General features: G+C 67.8%; 18 protein-coding genes. 8 read left to right on the top strand and 10 right to left on the bottom strand.

The genetic code is table 11. The features are described from left to right. Nucleotides 1-4: 4 nt before the first annotated feature. Together RIA68_01140 and RIA68_01135 are read right to left on the bottom strand one after the other, a co-directional pair. Nucleotides 5-964 (bottom strand): metalloregulator ArsR/SmtB family transcription factor, encoded by a 960-nt coding sequence (locus tag RIA68_01140; GenBank protein ID MEQ8316035.1) that lies wholly within the window; start codon nt 962-964, stop codon nt 5-7. Nucleotides 965-1,031: 67 nt separating this feature from the next. Beyond that, entirely contained in the window at nt 1,032-1,766 is a 735-nt protein-coding gene (locus RIA68_01135; GenBank protein MEQ8316034.1) for a tetratricopeptide repeat protein, read from the bottom strand. Between the two features lie 64 nt (nt 1,767-1,830). Between RIA68_01135 and RIA68_01130 the strand changes: the two genes are divergently transcribed. The 3 genes from RIA68_01130 (at nt 1,831) to asnB (ending at nt 4,558) form a co-directional block, all read left to right on the top strand. Continuing rightward, nucleotides 1,831-2,199 (top strand): hypothetical protein, encoded by a 369-nt coding sequence (locus tag RIA68_01130; protein ID MEQ8316033.1) that lies wholly within the window; start codon nt 1,831-1,833, stop codon nt 2,197-2,199. A gap of 158 nt (nt 2,200-2,357) precedes the next feature. Then, a complete protein-coding gene (locus RIA68_01125) occupies nt 2,358-2,681 on the top strand; it encodes a hypothetical protein (protein MEQ8316032.1) in 324 nt (107 codons plus the stop codon). Between the two features lie 77 nt (nt 2,682-2,758). Beyond that, nucleotides 2,759-4,558, top strand: coding sequence for an asparagine synthase (glutamine-hydrolyzing) (asnB, locus tag RIA68_01120; GenBank protein MEQ8316031.1), 1,800 nt, complete (start codon nt 2,759-2,761; stop codon nt 4,556-4,558). Here the strand turns inward: asnB and RIA68_01115 are convergent. After that, nucleotides 4,551-4,925 carry a PilZ domain-containing protein gene (locus tag RIA68_01115; GenBank protein MEQ8316030.1) on the bottom strand — a complete coding sequence of 125 codons (375 nt, stop codon included), beginning with the start codon at nt 4,923-4,925 and terminating at the stop codon, nt 4,551-4,553. The two genes, asnB and RIA68_01115, sit on opposite strands and share 8 nt — an antisense overlap. 132 nt (nt 4,926-5,057) lie before the next feature. Here RIA68_01115 and queF point away from each other — a divergent pair, with 132 nt between their 5' ends. Genes queF through RIA68_01100 form a run of 3 tightly spaced genes read left to right on the top strand, consistent with a single transcriptional unit; the run spans nt 5,058 to nt 7,223 of the window. Continuing rightward, the gene (queF, locus tag RIA68_01110; GenBank protein MEQ8316029.1) at nt 5,058-5,435 is read left to right on the top strand and encodes a preQ(1) synthase; all 378 of its coding nucleotides are present in this window, start codon (nt 5,058-5,060) and stop codon (nt 5,433-5,435) included. Nucleotides 5,436-5,480: 45 nt separating this feature from the next. Further along, nucleotides 5,481-6,467: an HD domain-containing protein gene (locus RIA68_01105; protein ID MEQ8316028.1), complete on the top strand. Its 987-nt coding sequence runs from the start codon at nt 5,481-5,483 to the stop codon at nt 6,465-6,467. Between the two features lie 42 nt (nt 6,468-6,509). Then, the gene (locus RIA68_01100) at nt 6,510-7,223 is read left to right on the top strand and encodes an LON peptidase substrate-binding domain-containing protein (GenBank protein MEQ8316027.1); all 714 of its coding nucleotides are present in this window, start codon (nt 6,510-6,512) and stop codon (nt 7,221-7,223) included. 12 nt (nt 7,224-7,235) lie between these two features. Here the strand turns inward: RIA68_01100 and ychF are convergent, their stop codons facing one another. Beyond that, nucleotides 7,236-8,345 (bottom strand): redox-regulated ATPase YchF, encoded by a 1,110-nt coding sequence (gene ychF / locus RIA68_01095; GenBank protein MEQ8316026.1) that lies wholly within the window; start codon nt 8,343-8,345, stop codon nt 7,236-7,238. Nucleotides 8,346-8,970: 625 nt separating this feature from the next. Between ychF and RIA68_01090 the strand changes: the two genes are divergently transcribed. Next, the gene (locus RIA68_01090) at nt 8,971-9,375 is read left to right on the top strand and encodes a hypothetical protein (GenBank protein MEQ8316025.1); all 405 of its coding nucleotides are present in this window, start codon (nt 8,971-8,973) and stop codon (nt 9,373-9,375) included. Between the two features lie 48 nt (nt 9,376-9,423). On the opposite strand, the gene RIA68_01085 is transcribed toward RIA68_01090, so the two are convergent. Continuing rightward, on the bottom strand, nt 9,424-10,380 hold the full coding sequence (locus RIA68_01085; protein ID MEQ8316024.1) for a fibro-slime domain-containing protein: 957 nt from the start codon (nt 10,378-10,380) through the stop codon (nt 9,424-9,426). Between the two features lie 301 nt (nt 10,381-10,681). On the opposite strand from RIA68_01085, the gene murA reads away from it, so the two are divergent. Continuing rightward, nucleotides 10,682-12,037, top strand: coding sequence for a UDP-N-acetylglucosamine 1-carboxyvinyltransferase (gene murA / locus RIA68_01080; GenBank protein MEQ8316023.1), 1,356 nt, complete (start codon nt 10,682-10,684; stop codon nt 12,035-12,037). On the opposite strand, the gene RIA68_01075 is transcribed toward murA, so the two are convergent. The 5 genes from RIA68_01075 to RIA68_01055 all read right to left on the bottom strand — a co-directional run bounded on the left by RIA68_01075 (nt 12,034) and on the right by RIA68_01055 (nt 14,312). Continuing rightward, on the bottom strand, nt 12,034-12,237 hold the full coding sequence (locus RIA68_01075; protein ID MEQ8316022.1) for a hypothetical protein: 204 nt from the start codon (nt 12,235-12,237) through the stop codon (nt 12,034-12,036). The two genes, murA and RIA68_01075, sit on opposite strands and share 4 nt — an antisense overlap. Then, nucleotides 12,227-12,478 (bottom strand): HPr family phosphocarrier protein, encoded by a 252-nt coding sequence (locus tag RIA68_01070; GenBank protein MEQ8316021.1) that lies wholly within the window; start codon nt 12,476-12,478, stop codon nt 12,227-12,229. Before RIA68_01070 ends, RIA68_01075 begins: the two co-directional genes overlap by 11 nt. Before the next feature lie 50 nt (nt 12,479-12,528). Further along, on the bottom strand, nt 12,529-13,011 hold the full coding sequence (locus RIA68_01065; GenBank protein MEQ8316020.1) for a PTS sugar transporter subunit IIA: 483 nt from the start codon (nt 13,009-13,011) through the stop codon (nt 12,529-12,531). A gap of 2 nt (nt 13,012-13,013) precedes the next feature. Further along, nucleotides 13,014-13,331 (bottom strand): ribosome-associated translation inhibitor RaiA, encoded by a 318-nt coding sequence (raiA, locus tag RIA68_01060; GenBank protein ID MEQ8316019.1) that lies wholly within the window; start codon nt 13,329-13,331, stop codon nt 13,014-13,016. Between the two features lie 102 nt (nt 13,332-13,433). Beyond that, nucleotides 13,434-14,312: a DUF502 domain-containing protein gene (locus RIA68_01055; GenBank protein MEQ8316018.1), complete on the bottom strand. Its 879-nt coding sequence runs from the start codon at nt 14,310-14,312 to the stop codon at nt 13,434-13,436. Between the last annotated feature and the right edge of the window lie 53 nt (nt 14,313-14,365).

The following is a 14,365-nucleotide window of genomic DNA, read 5'->3' as shown; positions in this document are numbered from 1 at the left end:
GTGTTCATGCCCCGTCGCTCTGTAGCGTTGCGGTCGCAGCAAAGACCTCGGGCCCTCGCGCGATTGGCGAGCTTCGGAGCGTGCGATGTCCGTTGATCACGAGCCCGACAGCGGTCGCCCACGCCTCGAGCTGCGTCTGCGATATGCCGAGCCAGCGATGCCCCATCTCGAGGCGAAACTCCTCGCGGGCGTGCGGCAGCATGTCGACGATCAACACACGCCCGCCCGGGCTTAGGACACGTGCCGCGTCCCGCAGCGCCGCCTCGGGGCGCTCGAGATGATGCAGCACGAGCCCGAACACTGCGAGGTCGACGCTGCCGTCTTCGAGCGGGAGCTGCTCGGCATCCCCGAGAAGCAGTTCAACGTTTTCTGGAGTGCCGAGGCGGGTACGCGCGGCGTCAAGCATGGTGGGCTCGCGATCGATGCCGATCACCCGCGAGGCCACTGGCGCCAGCATGCCCGTGAATACGCCCGTGCCACAGCCGATGTCGGCGACGACCATGTTGGTGGGCAGGAGCGATGCGAGCGCCTCGCCCGCGTACCGCTCGCCGAACAGTTCGCGGCTGACGTCGTCCCACTCGGCGCCGACGCGGCCGAAGAAGGCCGCCGAGCCCGGCCGGCGGTCGGCGATCACCGCCCGCAGCCGACGCATGTCCGCCTCGAGTTCACCGCCGCTAGTCGCCTCGCGGACTTGTCCCCACACGCCGCGAAGCTCGGGCGGCAGGTCGTCGCTTACGCAGCGATAGAGCGTCGCGGTGCCCGCCGCACGCCGCTGCACCCAGCCGTGCTCGGCCAGCAGCTTCAGCCGCCGGCTGACCGTCGATTGAGGGAGTTGCAGCACCTGCGCGATCTCGCCGACGGCGAGCTCTTCCGCCTCGAGCACCCTGAGCATGCGCAGCCGAACCCCGTCGGCGATGGCCGACAGGGCAGCGGCGATGTCACTAAGTGCGTCGGCGGTCTTCATCCGTGTATCCGGATGAAGTGTAGAAAGCATCAGAGGTCATGCCAAACCGATGCGCAAAATTCAGGGATTACCCCCGAGGCTCGGGTTCCGGCGGGGCAGCGTCCGGCGGCAGCAGGCCCTCCTCCACGGCCTCCCGCGGCACCCGCACGAACGTCCGACCCGGCGTCTCGCCCAGAGCACGGATTCGCTCGGCGATCGTCGCATCGGTGTAGTCGAACCACAGAGCCATGGCGTATCGCTCCAGGGCCCGCTCGGTGTCACCGATGCCGTGGTAGAACTCGGCCAGCTTGAGCTGCGGCTCGACGCTCTGCCCGCGGTCGACGCGTGCCCCCGCCAGCAACGCACGCTCTGCCTCGTCGGGGTCGCCAATTTCCTCGGCGTAGCGGGCCAGCCGCAGGTACTCCTCGACCGTGCCGGGCTGTCGGGTTCGGTCACGCAGGAGCGCAATCAGCCGGTCGTGCTCGCCCGAGCTGAACAGGGCCGCCACCAGCAGGTCCAGTTTCTCTTCATCCATAGGGTCGTCGCGGTAGACGCGCTCGAGCGGCGTGATGGCGTCGCCCGGTCGCTCGAGGGCCAGCAGCGCCTTTCCGCGGCCGAGGTCTGATGCCAACGGCACGGGGTACACGCGGGCATACTCCTCCCACTCGGCAAGGGCCTTGGCGTAATCGCCCCGGTCGTAGGCGTTGTTGGCCGACTCGCGGATCTCTCCGGCGGATCGTTCCTTGGCGCACCCGGCCAGCCCGAGGGCCAGGACTCCGATGGTCAGCAGGACGACGATTGCTTGCGTGGGTTTGATCGGCATAGGGGCGATTATCGGCGCTCCAACTCGCACTTGGCTACCCCCCGGGGCCAACGATTCTCGCTGCATGGCCCAAACCCTTCCTCGTCGCACCGTGGTGCTCCGCCACGACTTGCCCGATGGCTCCCACCACTTCGACTGGATGCTCGAGACCGACGCCGACGGCCCACTCCTGACCTTCCGCCTCGACCGCGACATCAGCCAGGACTCCGACTCGTTCGTGGCCGAGCCCATCGGCGACCATCGTCGCCGCTATCTGGACTACGAGGGCCCGATCTCCGGGGATCGGGGCTCGGTGACCCGGATCGCCGAGGGCCGCTGTGACGTCATCAGCCATCGTGACGGCGAGCTGATCGTGAGGATCTCGCTGGGTAATCGCGACCAGAAGATCCGTGGAAACCCCGACGGTCACGGACGCGTTGCCTTTCGATCGTGAGCAAAATTGGCTTCGTGATGCGCTCGTATTCGATTAGGATGTCTCGAAGACCGCTGGTGCGACGCCATGGTGGGCATCGTGCCGTCCGGCCGCGTGGGGTAGCCGGGCCAGGTGTGGGCAACGCCTCGGGCGGAAGGCGGCCCGCGGGAGCATCGCGAATGCTCGATCAGACCAACTCGTCCGGTTCGCCGGCCGACGCCGACAGCAAGCCCAAGATCCGGACGCTGGCCAAGCTCGGCGTGACCCCCGACGACGACGCGGGATGGCATCGGCACGCCCAGCTCACCGGTCAGGGCGCTACGCACGTCAAGAGCTTCCACTGCAAGCTCCAGGGCGACGCGTTGAACCACCTCGACTCGCAGATCAACGCGTGGCTGGAGAGCCACGAGGACTGCGAGATCAAGCTCGTCACCACCCAGGTCGGCGAGTGGAGCGACACGCTGGGCAAGGCCTGCCACCTGATCGTGCAAGTCTGGGTCTGATCGAGTATCGATTCGACCGGTGCCCTCGGGCAGGCGTTGGCTGAGCCTGCGCGTGCCCGCACGCCGATATCCCCGGCGTGTGCGGCATCGTTGCGATAGTCCGGGGCGCCGGAGCCGACCTTTCGGTCACCGACCGTCAGGCACTCCGCGTCCGCGACTCGTTGGCCCATCGAGGCCCCGACGGCGCCGGGGTGTGGCGCGCGCCAGGGGTCTTCCTGGGCCAGCGACGCCTCGAGGTCATCGCACCGGGCGAGGCCGGACGGCAACCCATGCTGTCTCGCGATGGCCGCTGGGTGCTGGTCTACAACGGCGAGCTCTACAACGACCCGTCGCTGCGACGCGAGTTGGCCGCCCTCGGGCTCGAGCCCGACTCCCCCAGCGACACGGCGACCGTCTGCCAGGCATTGAGCGCGTGGGGTCCGCAGGGCCTGCGCCGGTGCCGCGGCATGTTCGCGATCGTGGCGTACGACACGGTCGAGCGGCGGCTCGTCATGGCGCGCGATCCGCTGGGCATCAAGCCACTGTGCTACGCCTGGGCGCAGCCGCATGACGGCGGCGGCCCAGAACTCGTCGTCGCGAGCGAAGTCCCCGCGCTCTTCGAGCACCCCCACCTGTCGCCGAGGGTCGATCCGCTCGGCTTGGCGGCGTACTTGTGCACGATCCGGCTGAGTACCGAGGGACGCACGCTGTTCGAGGGCGTCTCGATGCTGCCGCCCGGCCGCGTCCTCGAATTCGATCTCTCAGCCAGCGACGTGCCGTCCGAATCGTGGGACCTGCCCATCGAGGGAGTTGGCGATCTCGATACGAGGCAGCTCGTCGAGGACTCGGTGGCCCAGCACCTGCGATCGGACGTGCCCGTGTGCGTGCTGCTCAGCGGCGGGCTCGACAGCACGATCATCGCCGCGACCACGCGAGCCCACCGCCTGAGCCTCCCGACGTTCGGCGCGGGCGGAGACGAGGATAACCGCGAGGGAGACGCCGCACACGCGGCGTGGCTGGCGGATCGATGGGACATGCCGCACCGCTCGATCCGCATGACGCGCGAGCGGTTCATCGCCGGCGTGCGCACGCTGATCGAGCGAACAGGCCAGCCCGTGAGCACGCCCAACGAGACGGCCATCCACGCCCTGGGCTGCGCCATCCGAGCCGGCGGGTGCAAGGTGGCGCTGACGGGCGAGGGGGCCGACGAGCTCTTCGGCGGGTACCACGGCCCGCTGCAGCAAGCCATCGACTACATCGACGCCGGCGGCGACGACCCGGCGGTCGCCTTCCTCGTCCAGAACGCGTGGGTCGCGCCCCAGCTCTTGCCGCGCGTGCTCAGCCCGAAGCTCGCGCGCATCGCCGAGTTCGGCGGCTGGCTCGTGCAGGCGTACCGCGATGCGTATGAGCAGGAGGCGGCGCGCCCGGGCCCATCGCTCGGTCCACGCGACGAGGCCCTCCGGGCGCACATGCGGCTGGTCCGGCGGACCAACCTGACGGGCCTGCTGCAGCGCGTCGATAGTGCGCTCTCGCAGTCGGGCGTGGAAGGCCGTACGCCGCTGGCCGATCGGGTGGTGGCAAGCCATGCCGACGCCCTGCCGATGGACCAGAAGTTCGACCCTTCGCTGCCGCCCGAGCGCGGTACGAAGATCGCGCTGCGGTCGGCGTTCGCAGGCATCGTGCCCGAAGAAATCCTGTACCGCCGCAAGGCCAGCTTCCCGCTGCCGTTCCAGGGATGGCTCACGCCGCTCTTCGATGAGATTGGTCGCCACCCCATCGTCGATGAGTTCTTCGAGCGCACGGCCTGGGCGGCGGTAGCGCAGGACCCGGCCGCCAATTGGCAGCTCGCCTGGCCCATGATCAACATCGCGATGTGGGGACGCCGCTGGTTCAGCTAGCCGCACTGCCGGCCCGGGCGCGAGTCAGGTCCTCGCAAGCGGCAAACAGGCCGCCGAGCGCATGCTTCGCGTGGTCGCTGAGATCGACGTACGCGAGCCCGATCTCGCGGGAAAACATCGTCGGTCGGCTGACCCAAGCGAGCGTGACCCTTAGCGGCAACACTTCGGGCATGCCGTGCAATTCCACCTCGAAGGGCCCGTAGGTCTCCAGCGGCGGCCATGGCTTGCCTCGTACGCGGATGCCTCCGGGGCTGATGTCCACGACCCGACCAAGGCTCGTACGCAAGTGTCGGATCTCGATCCGGCCGACGCCACGGCGATTGGACGCCTGCAGCCAGTGATCGTGGGAGCGAAAGACGTCGTTCATCGCCCAAGCATCGACGATCCCGGGGCCAGCCCGTCCGCCGGGGCCTTGCACGGGTGGTTGCCGCACCGGTCTGGAACGGTCGTGCGGGTGGTGCGGGCTTGATCGGTCCCGGCGTGCGGTCTATGACAGGCGATGCCCGATGCGAGCCTCCTGGAGTCGTTCCCCACGCCCGTTGATACGCCGTTCGTCGTCGAGCACGTGGCCGAAGAGTTCACGTCGCTGTGCCCCAAGACCGGTCATCCCGACTTCGGCGAGGTGATCGTCGTGTTCGAGCCCGCGGCGGGCTCGGCGGGCGGCGTGTGCGTCGAGCTCAAGAGCCTGAAGCTGTACCTGCAGAGCTTCCGCGACGAGGGCATCTTCTACGAGGCCGTCACCAATCGCATCCGCGACGATCTTTCGGCTCTCATGAAGCCCAACTGGATGCGCATCACCACCAACTGGCGCGGCCGCGGGGGCATTCGATCGGTCATCCGGGCCGACCACGGTCCCGTGCCACCGCACGTCGTCTGAGTCCTTCCTGATACAGTCTCTCACACCGAAAGCGAGCGCCCATCCATGGCCGGAACCCAGAAGCGAGTGCTGCTCTCCGACGTCGGCGAGGGCGAGCACGTCAGCGGCCCGTTCGCCATCATCAACGCCCAGCTCGGCAAGACGCGCACCGACAAGCTCTACCTGCGCTGCCTGCTCTCGGACAAGTCGGGAACGGCGCCGGGCCGGATGTGGTCGATCGATGAATCGGCGTACAACCGGCTACCGGCCGAGGGCTTCGTGTGGGTCGAGGGCGACGCCCAGGCCTACCAGGGCGAGATGCAGATCATCATCCAGTCGATCGATCCCTTCGATCCGAACGAGGAGATGATCCGCGAGCTGCTACCCGCCTCGAAGCGCGACCCCGAGGAGATGTTCGCCGAGCTGCGCGCGATCTTCGACACGCTCGAGCACCCGGCGGCCAAGCGGCTGGCGATGGCGTTCTTCGAGGACGAGCCGCTCATGTCGGCCTTCCGCACCGCACCAGCGGCCAAGGTGCTCCACCACGCCTACTTGGGCGGACTGCTCGAGCACACGCTCCAGCTCTGCAACCTGGCCGACCGCATGCTCACGCTGTACCCCGACCTGAATCGCGACCTCGTCCTGCTCGGGCTCTTGCTGCACGACATGGCCAAGACGCGTGAGCTCAAGTATGACCGCGCATTCGACTACTCCGATCGGGGCCTGCTCGTCGGCCACATCGTGGATGGCGTCATCCTATTGCGGGAGAAGGCCTACGCCCAGGGCATCGACATGCCACCCGAGGCCATCATGGTGCTCGAGCACATCATCCTTTCGCACCACGGCGTGCCCGAATTCGGGGCGGCCAAGGTTCCCTCGACCCCCGAGGCGATCTTCGTCTCGAACCTCGACGACCTGGACGCCAAGACCGAGATGGCCCTCGTCGCCGCGAAGCGTGACCGCTCGGAAGGACCCGACCTGCGCGGCCCGTTCACCGAGAAGCACTGGGCCCTGAACACGCGGGTGTACCGGCCGGACCCCTTGCGCGAATAGCCGGCGCGAATAGGGCGACGCGGCCGATGGATACACTTGTGCATGAGCGACGAGATCGCCATCCAGGTCAACTTCGGCAAGCCGATGCCGCTCTTCCCGCTTGGCGTGGTCGCGCTCATGCCGCAGCAGGTCGCGCCCTTCCACATCTTCGAGCCGAGGTACCGGCAGATGATCGGCGACGCGCTCGATGGCTCGGGCCAGATCGCGATGGCGACCTACGACACGAGGAATCTCGAGGCCTTCGACTACACGGGAGACTCGCTTCCGCTGCGGCCGGCCGTGTGCATCGGCCAGGTCTTCCAGCACGAAAAGCTGCCCGATGGCCACTACAACATCCTGCTCCAGGGCATCTGCCGGGCCCGGATCATCGACGAGCAGCCGCCCGACGACGAGCGGCACTACCGCACCGCGTACCTCGAGCCGCTCGACCTGCCGGGCCAGGATCCCAACGGCCTCGAGACCGCCCGGCAGAAGCTGACCGAGCACCTCACCGCCTGGCCGCTCCAGCAGCTCCGCACCGCGTCGTGGGTCGTTGAGCGCCTGGAGAACGAGCAGATCCCCGACTCGGCCGCGTTCGAGCTGGTCTGCTTTTCGCTGTTTACCGATCCCGAGTTGCGGTACCAGTTGCTGGCCGAGCCCGACGCCGAACGGCGTGTGCGGCTCGTCGAGCTTGCACTGCAGGACATGGCCCGCATCATCCGCAACGCCGCGGCGCAACACCCCGAGCGCTGGCCCAAGGGCGTGAGCTGGAACTGAGTCAGCCGATTCCTATACGTTGAACAGGAAGTGACACACGTCGCCGTCCTGCATGACGTAGTCCTTCCCCTCGACGCGCATCTTGCCCGCTTCCTTGATGGCCTTCTCGCTGCCGTACTGGTCGAGCACGTCGACGCCGTAGATGTTCGCGCGGATGAACCCACGCTCGAAGTCGGTGTGGATGACGCCGGCAGCCTGCGGGGCTGTCGCGCCCTGGCGGACGGTCCAGGCGCGGATCTCCTTCTCGCCGGCCGTATAGAAGCTCTGCAAGCCCAGCAAGCGATACGCCTCTCGTGCGAGCTTGCTGAGCGCGGGCTCGTCCATGCCGTAGTCTGCGAGCATCTCGGCCTTGTCCGCCGGGTCGAGCTCGGCCAACTCGCTCTCGATCTTCGCGCACACGGGCACGCACGCGTTGCCCTCGCTTTCCGCGTGTGCCTTGACCTTCTGGGCCAGCTCGCCCTCGCCATTCACGTCGCCCTCGTCGACGTTGGCGATGTACAGGATGGGCTTTGCTGTGATGAGCCCCAGCCCACGCCATGCCTTGCGCTGCTCCGCGTCCATGATCGAATCGGCGATGACGCGTGCCGGCCGGCCCTCGTCCAGCACCGGCTGGATCTTCTGCAGCACCGCGAAGCGTGCGACCGCCTCGGGCTCGCGGCTGCGGGCCGCACGCTCGGCCTTGGAGAGCGCGCTCTCGACGGCCTGGAGATCGGCCAGCAGCAGTTCGCTGTTGATCGTGTCGATGTCGCGCATGGGGTCGACCGAGCCGTCGACGTGCAGGATCTCTTCGCCGCCCGGAGCCTTGTGGAAGCAGCGGACGACCTGGGCGATCGCGTCGACCTCGCGGATGTTGCTGAGGAAGGCGTTGCCCTTGCCCGCTCCCTCGCTGGCGCCGCGCACCAGCCCGGCGATGTCGACCAGGCGCATGGCGGCCGGAACGACCTTCTGCGTGGTGATGTGCTTCTCGATGCGGGCGAGGTTGGGATCGGGAATGGGCACGATCCCGACGTTGGGCTCGATGGTGGCAAAGGGGTAGTTGGCCGCCAGGGCGCCGGCGTTGGTCAGGGCGTTGAAGAGGGTCGACTTGCCGACGTTGGGCAGTCCGACGATGCCTGCGTCCATGGATGGTGCTTCCGATGCTGCTGGGCGGGTACGAATCGAAGGGGGCAAAGATATGCACGCCCGCGTCCACGACGCGGTTATCTGCTCCTTCGACCCGCCGCGAGGCTGGCCCGACACGCGGTTTCGTGGTCTACTTGGAGCAAGGCCCGGGGTACACTCTTGCTCGGAACGAGAGCGCTCGTAGCTCAGCAGGACAGAGCAACGGTTTCCTTCGACAAGAGGGGCCCGGCTCGGAAACGGGCCGAGGCGAACCGGGTGAATTCGGGGAAACCCACCCCACGACCGCACGGCCGTGGCGGGCAATCCCGAGCCGAGCCGTCGGCGGGGCCTGGCAGCCCGATCGAGCAGCCAGCGCCGGCGGAAGGTGTAGAGACCAGCGGGTGAGCCGCCCCGGCGATACCCCCGCACCAGCGGTGGCACGTGCCACCAACGGAAGCGCCCGGCGCCCTCCCCGGCTTGCACGCCGGCGGGCGAAGAGATGGTCCGGTCCGTCGCGAAAGCTTCGGGGTAGCCGAAACCGTAGGTCGGAGGTTCGAGTCCTCCCGGGCGCGTTGATCGAGAGAGCCGGCACATGGATGGCCGGTGCAAGACTAGGACGGAGCCACAGCCCCTCGCGGAGGCGGGCATGGCGCGGCAACGAGTCTTCCTGTTGGGCCTGGCGGCCCTGACCTTGTTCATCCAGGGCTGCACGACGCCCACGAGCCAGCCCCGCGCGGCCCGTCCCACGTTCGCGCACGCCGCGCCGCAGGCGTCGACCGAGTCGTGGGCCAGCGTCATGCCGATGCCCGGCACCGTCCACGACACGCTCGCCTACGCGCGCCGCGATACGGCCCTCGGCATGCCGCCCGCCGACGGCGGCTACGTCTACGGCTCATGGCGTGGAAGCGATCGGCCGTCGATCGAACGCTACTTCATCGTCCCTTTGCAACGCTCGCCGCGTTCGTTCCTGTTCTTTACCTCGCCCGGCCAATACGAACGCCGTGCGCCACGGGTCCCCTCCAGGGCCCATCCGTGGCACACGGCGTGGTAAAGAACGGCTGCGCGGCCTCACGAGCAGGCCGCCACCGCGGGGAAGGAATCAGTCGAACGACGCGCTGTTGCTGGGCAACTCGACGGTGCGCAGCCGCAGCGTGGTCTCGATGCGGAAGTTCGAGCGGGTGTAGTGCCTCTCGGCGAAGAACACCTTCAGCTCGTACTCGCCGCCGTCCTCCAGGAAGTTCAGGCGGCTCAGGTCGACCGTCTGGCTGACGGCGCCGTGGACGCCGCCGATGTCGATCACCATCTTGCCGTCGATGAACACCCACACGTCGTCATCGCCGTAGAACGTGAACGTGTTGTCCGCGTCCTCGTCGTAGATGAACTTCGTGGCCAGCTCGTACGTGAAGTGGTAGTTGTGGCCCCAGCGGTCGCCGGCGGGGTTGCCGTACAGCTGCTCGTCGATGGGGAAGAAGCCCTGGATGCCGTCCTGGCTCCGATCGTCATGGGCATGGAACACGTAGCGGTCCGTGCCCTGCTCACGGGTCAGGGTGATGTCGACCGGCTTGGCCAGGTTGACGCCCGGCACCGTGCGGAACCACTGGCCGAAGCTCTCGGCACTGGTGTACACGCTGCCGCTCTGTGCGTTCAGCGAGCCGAAGCGATCGCCCTCACGCGAGTCCATGTAGTCGACGTCGCGGGCGAAGGGGAACATGGCGCGGCCTTGTTCGTCCTTGAAGCTGCCGCTGATCTTGAATCCCTTGCCGGCGCCCTCGCGCAGCGTGGGCTTGCCGTCCGAGTCCAGCTCGAAGGCGACCCAGCCGACACGCAGGCCGGTGTTGTACCGCTGGAAGTCCGGGTGGCCGCCCTCGTTGTTGGGACGGAAGTCGCGGACCGTACCGGTCAGCGTCAGTTCGGTCGGCAGATCCGCGTACGGATCCGAAGCCTGCCCGACCTGTGCACTTGCCACCGTGGCGCCACCGGCCAGAGCGACGATGCCGGCCACGCCGACCGCGCCCGCGGCCCGCACGATCCGGCGAGAAGATTGACCATTTCGCATCGTTGCCTCCATGCCGGGCGAATCCCGGCTCACGTCAGACGCCCCCACGCAGGGGCGTGATTACCTACGAACAGCCTCGAATGCGCCGCGGCTGGCGGCAATGCACCGACACGAATTCCCGGTGGCGAGTTGGCCGGCTGTGAGGGATGGGGAACCCCAGGGGGTGCGGCTGCGCCGATTCCAACGCCTGGGCCCGCCAACCGTCGATGTAAACGACAGGCACATGACCTTTTCGGATGTGCTGCCGGCGTAGGCTGCGGCCGTCCACATCTGTCGTATCGAGCAACTCGGAGACGCACGCATGGACGCGTTTGTGATCGAGGGCGGCAAGCCCATTTCCGGCAGGTTCGAGGTGCACGGCTCCAAGAACGCCGCGCTTCCCATGCTGGCGGCCGCGCTGCTGACCGACGAGCCCGTCGAGCTCTCGGACGTGCCACGGCTCGAGGACATCTCCAACATGCTCCGCCTGCTGGGCGAGCTGGGCGTCGAGGTCGCCGAGGCAGACGGCGCCACCCGGGGCGGCCGGTCCGTGCGCACCATCGTGACCGACGCGAGCCTGAGCCACGCCCGATACGACATCGTGCGGACCATGCGTGCGGGCGTGTGCGTACTGGGCCCGATGCTGGCCCGACGGGGAGAAGCCCGGATTTCGATGCCCGGGGGCTGTGCCATCGGCCCCCGCCCCATCGACCTGCACCTCAAGGGCCTGGCTGCTCTCGGGGCATCCATCAGCCTGTCGAACGGTGACGTGGTCGCGAAGGCCCCCGCCGGCGGGCTGCGCGGCGCCACGGTGTTCCTGGGCGGGCCGTTCGGCTCGACCGTGCTGGGCACGGCCAACATCATGAGCGCCGCGACGCTGGCACGCGGCCGGACGGTCATCGAGTCGGCCGCCTGCGAGCCCGAGGTCGTCGACCTGGGCCGGCTGCTCCAGAGCATGGGGGCGCGAATTTCTGGCCTGGGCACGCCGCGGATCGTTGTCGATGGCGTCGACGAGCTGGGCGGGACCAGCCGCCGCATCATGCCCGATCGCATCGAGGCGGGCACGTACGCGATGGCCGCCGCCATGACCAGGGGCGAGCTCACCATCGCCAACTGGCCGGTCGATGCGTTGGTCGGACCGTTCGAGATGCTTCGAGCCGCGGGCATCGAGCTCGAGCTCAGCGAACACGAGCCGCTCGACACCACCGGCGGCGACTCGATCCGCGCGACGGCCTTCGTGAGGCGCACCGGGCCGCTCAAGCCCGTCGAACTCACGACGCAGCCCTTCCCCGGCTTCCCGACCGACCTGCAGGCCCAAGCGCTCGCCCTGCTCACGCTCGCAGACGGCAACTCGATCATCACCGAAAAGATCTTCCCCGAGCGCTTCCTGCACGTGGCCGAGCTGCTGCGCATGGGCGCGCAGATCATCCGCCACGGGCCGACGGCGGTCATCAGCGGCGTGCCGAAGCTGGTGGGCGCACCGGTCATGGCCAGCGACCTGCGCGCCTCTGCGGGGCTGGTGCTCGCGGGCCTGGCGGCGCGCGGCCGGACGGTGGTCCGCCGGGTCTACCACCTTGACCGTGGCTACCAGCGCATGGACGAATACCTCAACGAGCTCGGCGCCGACATCCAGCGCGTCGAAGAGAAGTCACTCGCCGAGGTCGCCGTTCCCGCCTAGGCCCCGGGCCGCTCGAGCTTCTCGGCGGCGGGAGGCACGAGCACCGGAATGCCTTTGCGGATCGGGTAGCGGATGGGCTCTCCGACGACGTTGACCCATTCGCCCGATGCGTCGAGGGCGAGCTGCTTGCCCGTGATCGGGCAGCGGAGTTGCTCGGGCAAGGGGCCGGGGCCAGCGGGGCTCGGAGTCTCACTCTTCATCGAACCCTCGCGCGAATAGGTCGCCCAGGGCCTTGCAGGCCTCCTCGGCGTCGTCGCCGCGTGCGATGACCTCGAGTTCGACTCCCTGGGTCGCGGCGAGCAGCATGATCTGCATGATCGACTTGCCGTCGATCTCCTGGTCGTCGCGCTTGAGTGCGATCTGGCTCGAGAACTGCTGGGCGCAGTCTGCCACCGCCGTCGCCGGACGCGCGTGCAGGCCCAGCCGGTTTACGACGGTCACCCTGGCGGCGCACTCCTTGGCCAATCCGTGTCTCCGTGAGGAAGCGATGCTCAGCCGGGCAGCTTCTGGTGGTCGGCTTCGTGCAGCAGCTCGATGATCTCGTCGCGTGTCGACGCCTGCCGCAAGAACCGGCGGAACGTCTCGTTGCCCAGGCTCTTGAAGATGACCTCCATGGCCTTGAGATGCTCCTCGGGGCTGTCCTCCGGGCTGAGCAGCAGAACGACGGAGTACACGGGCTGGCGGTCGAGAGCGCTGAAGTCGATGCCCTTGCCGCTCCGGGCGATGCTCGCGGCCATCTTCGTCACGCCGGCGTGCTTGACGTGCGGTACGGCAACGCCACGCCCGAAGCCGGTCGAGCCCTTGCGCTCACGCTCGAGCACGGCGGCAACGAGCTCGTCGCGGTGCTCGGCGTTCGCAGCGCCCGCAGCGACGAGCGCGTCGATCATCTCCACGATGGCGTCGTCGCGCTCGGTTGCCTGCAACTCGGGCAGGACGGCGTCCTGCGTCACGATCTCGGTGAGCTTCATGGCCATGGTCAGTGCGCCTGCCTCTTCTGGACCTTCACCTTGTCGTGCAGGTCGCTGAGCTGGCGGATGCCCTTGTGCTGCACGGAATCGATCACGCCGTAGAGGTCGCCACCAGTGTCCTTGCTCACCAGGTCGTCGTGGTGCTCAACGTCGACGATCAACTCGACCTCGAACGAGTCGCCCGAGGAGTTGTTGTGATGCTCGATCGTCCAGGTCACGCTCAGGATGCGGTCGAAGAAGCGCGTGAGCTTCTCGGACTTTTCCTCGGCGTGCTGACGGATCGCGTCGGTGATCGTGAGGTGTCGGCCGACGACTTCAATGCGCATGGTGTCCGTCCCTTCTTTCCGGCGACACGGCCGGCTCACTACGCCGGCACTTCTGGCCGGCCATCCCGGCCGGCTCGCTCAAGCATACCCACCAGACCGTTCCTATCGCGATTGGGCGGCTGGCGGTTGATCGGCTTCGGTGGCCGGCGGCGGCGAGATCGCCGAATTGTCCGCCCCGGGCGGCCTGAACCGGTCGGGCACCAGCGTCCCCCCGGTGATGAAGTACCGGATGGCCTCGTCGATCGACATGGGGATGTCGATCGCCTCGTCCCGCGGCACCGTAATGGCAAAGCCGGTAAAGGGCGTGGGCGTCGAGGGAATGAACACCGCGATGCACGGCACGCCGGCCGCCTCGTGGACGGTCGTGATCGAGTCGCTGGTCACCAGACCCATGGTCCAGATCCCCCGCCTGGGGTACTGCACCATCACCACGCGGCGGAAGGCGACCTTTCGCTCCCCCATGATGAGTTCGACGACCTGCTTCACGTGGGGATACACCTGCTTGAAGCCGGGAATCTGTGCGATCAGGCGTTCGACACGGGCGTACACGCGGCGGCCAAGGTAGTTTCCCAGCAAGAGGCCGGCCAGATAGATCAGCATGATCGCCACGAGCAAGCCGGCGCCTTGGAGGTACCAGTGTTGGTTCCAGAACTCGCCGAGTTGCTGTCGCACGAGGTGCTCGCGCACGACCTGCGTCGAGCGGCCCCGGAACGGCCGACCTTCGGGCGATGCCAGGAACTCGTCGATCTCGCCGGGCTCGACGAGCATGAACTCGGGCCGCTGGTCCTCGGGCGTCACGCGTGGAGCGATCTCGACGACCACCACGCGGATGCCGCGATTGATGGGCTCGGCCACGTTGTTGAAGAGGAAGACGAACGCCTGCCACAGCAGCCAGAGCGTCAAGATGGAGGGCAGCAAGACGGCGAGCCCACGGCCGAAGAACCGCTTGAAGTCCTCCATGAAGCTCTCTTGGCGTGCCACGCGACGGATTCCCTTCTGCGTTCAACCGGCGACGCAGGGTACGGCATTGGCGT

The sequence above is a fragment of the Phycisphaerales bacterium genome (assembly GCA_040217175.1).
In the GTDB taxonomy this organism is placed as follows: domain Bacteria; phylum Planctomycetota; class Phycisphaerae; order Phycisphaerales; family UBA1924; genus JAHCJI01.
The sequence above is the reverse complement of the archived record's forward strand: the minus strand, read 5'-3'. Positions and strand labels throughout refer to the sequence as shown.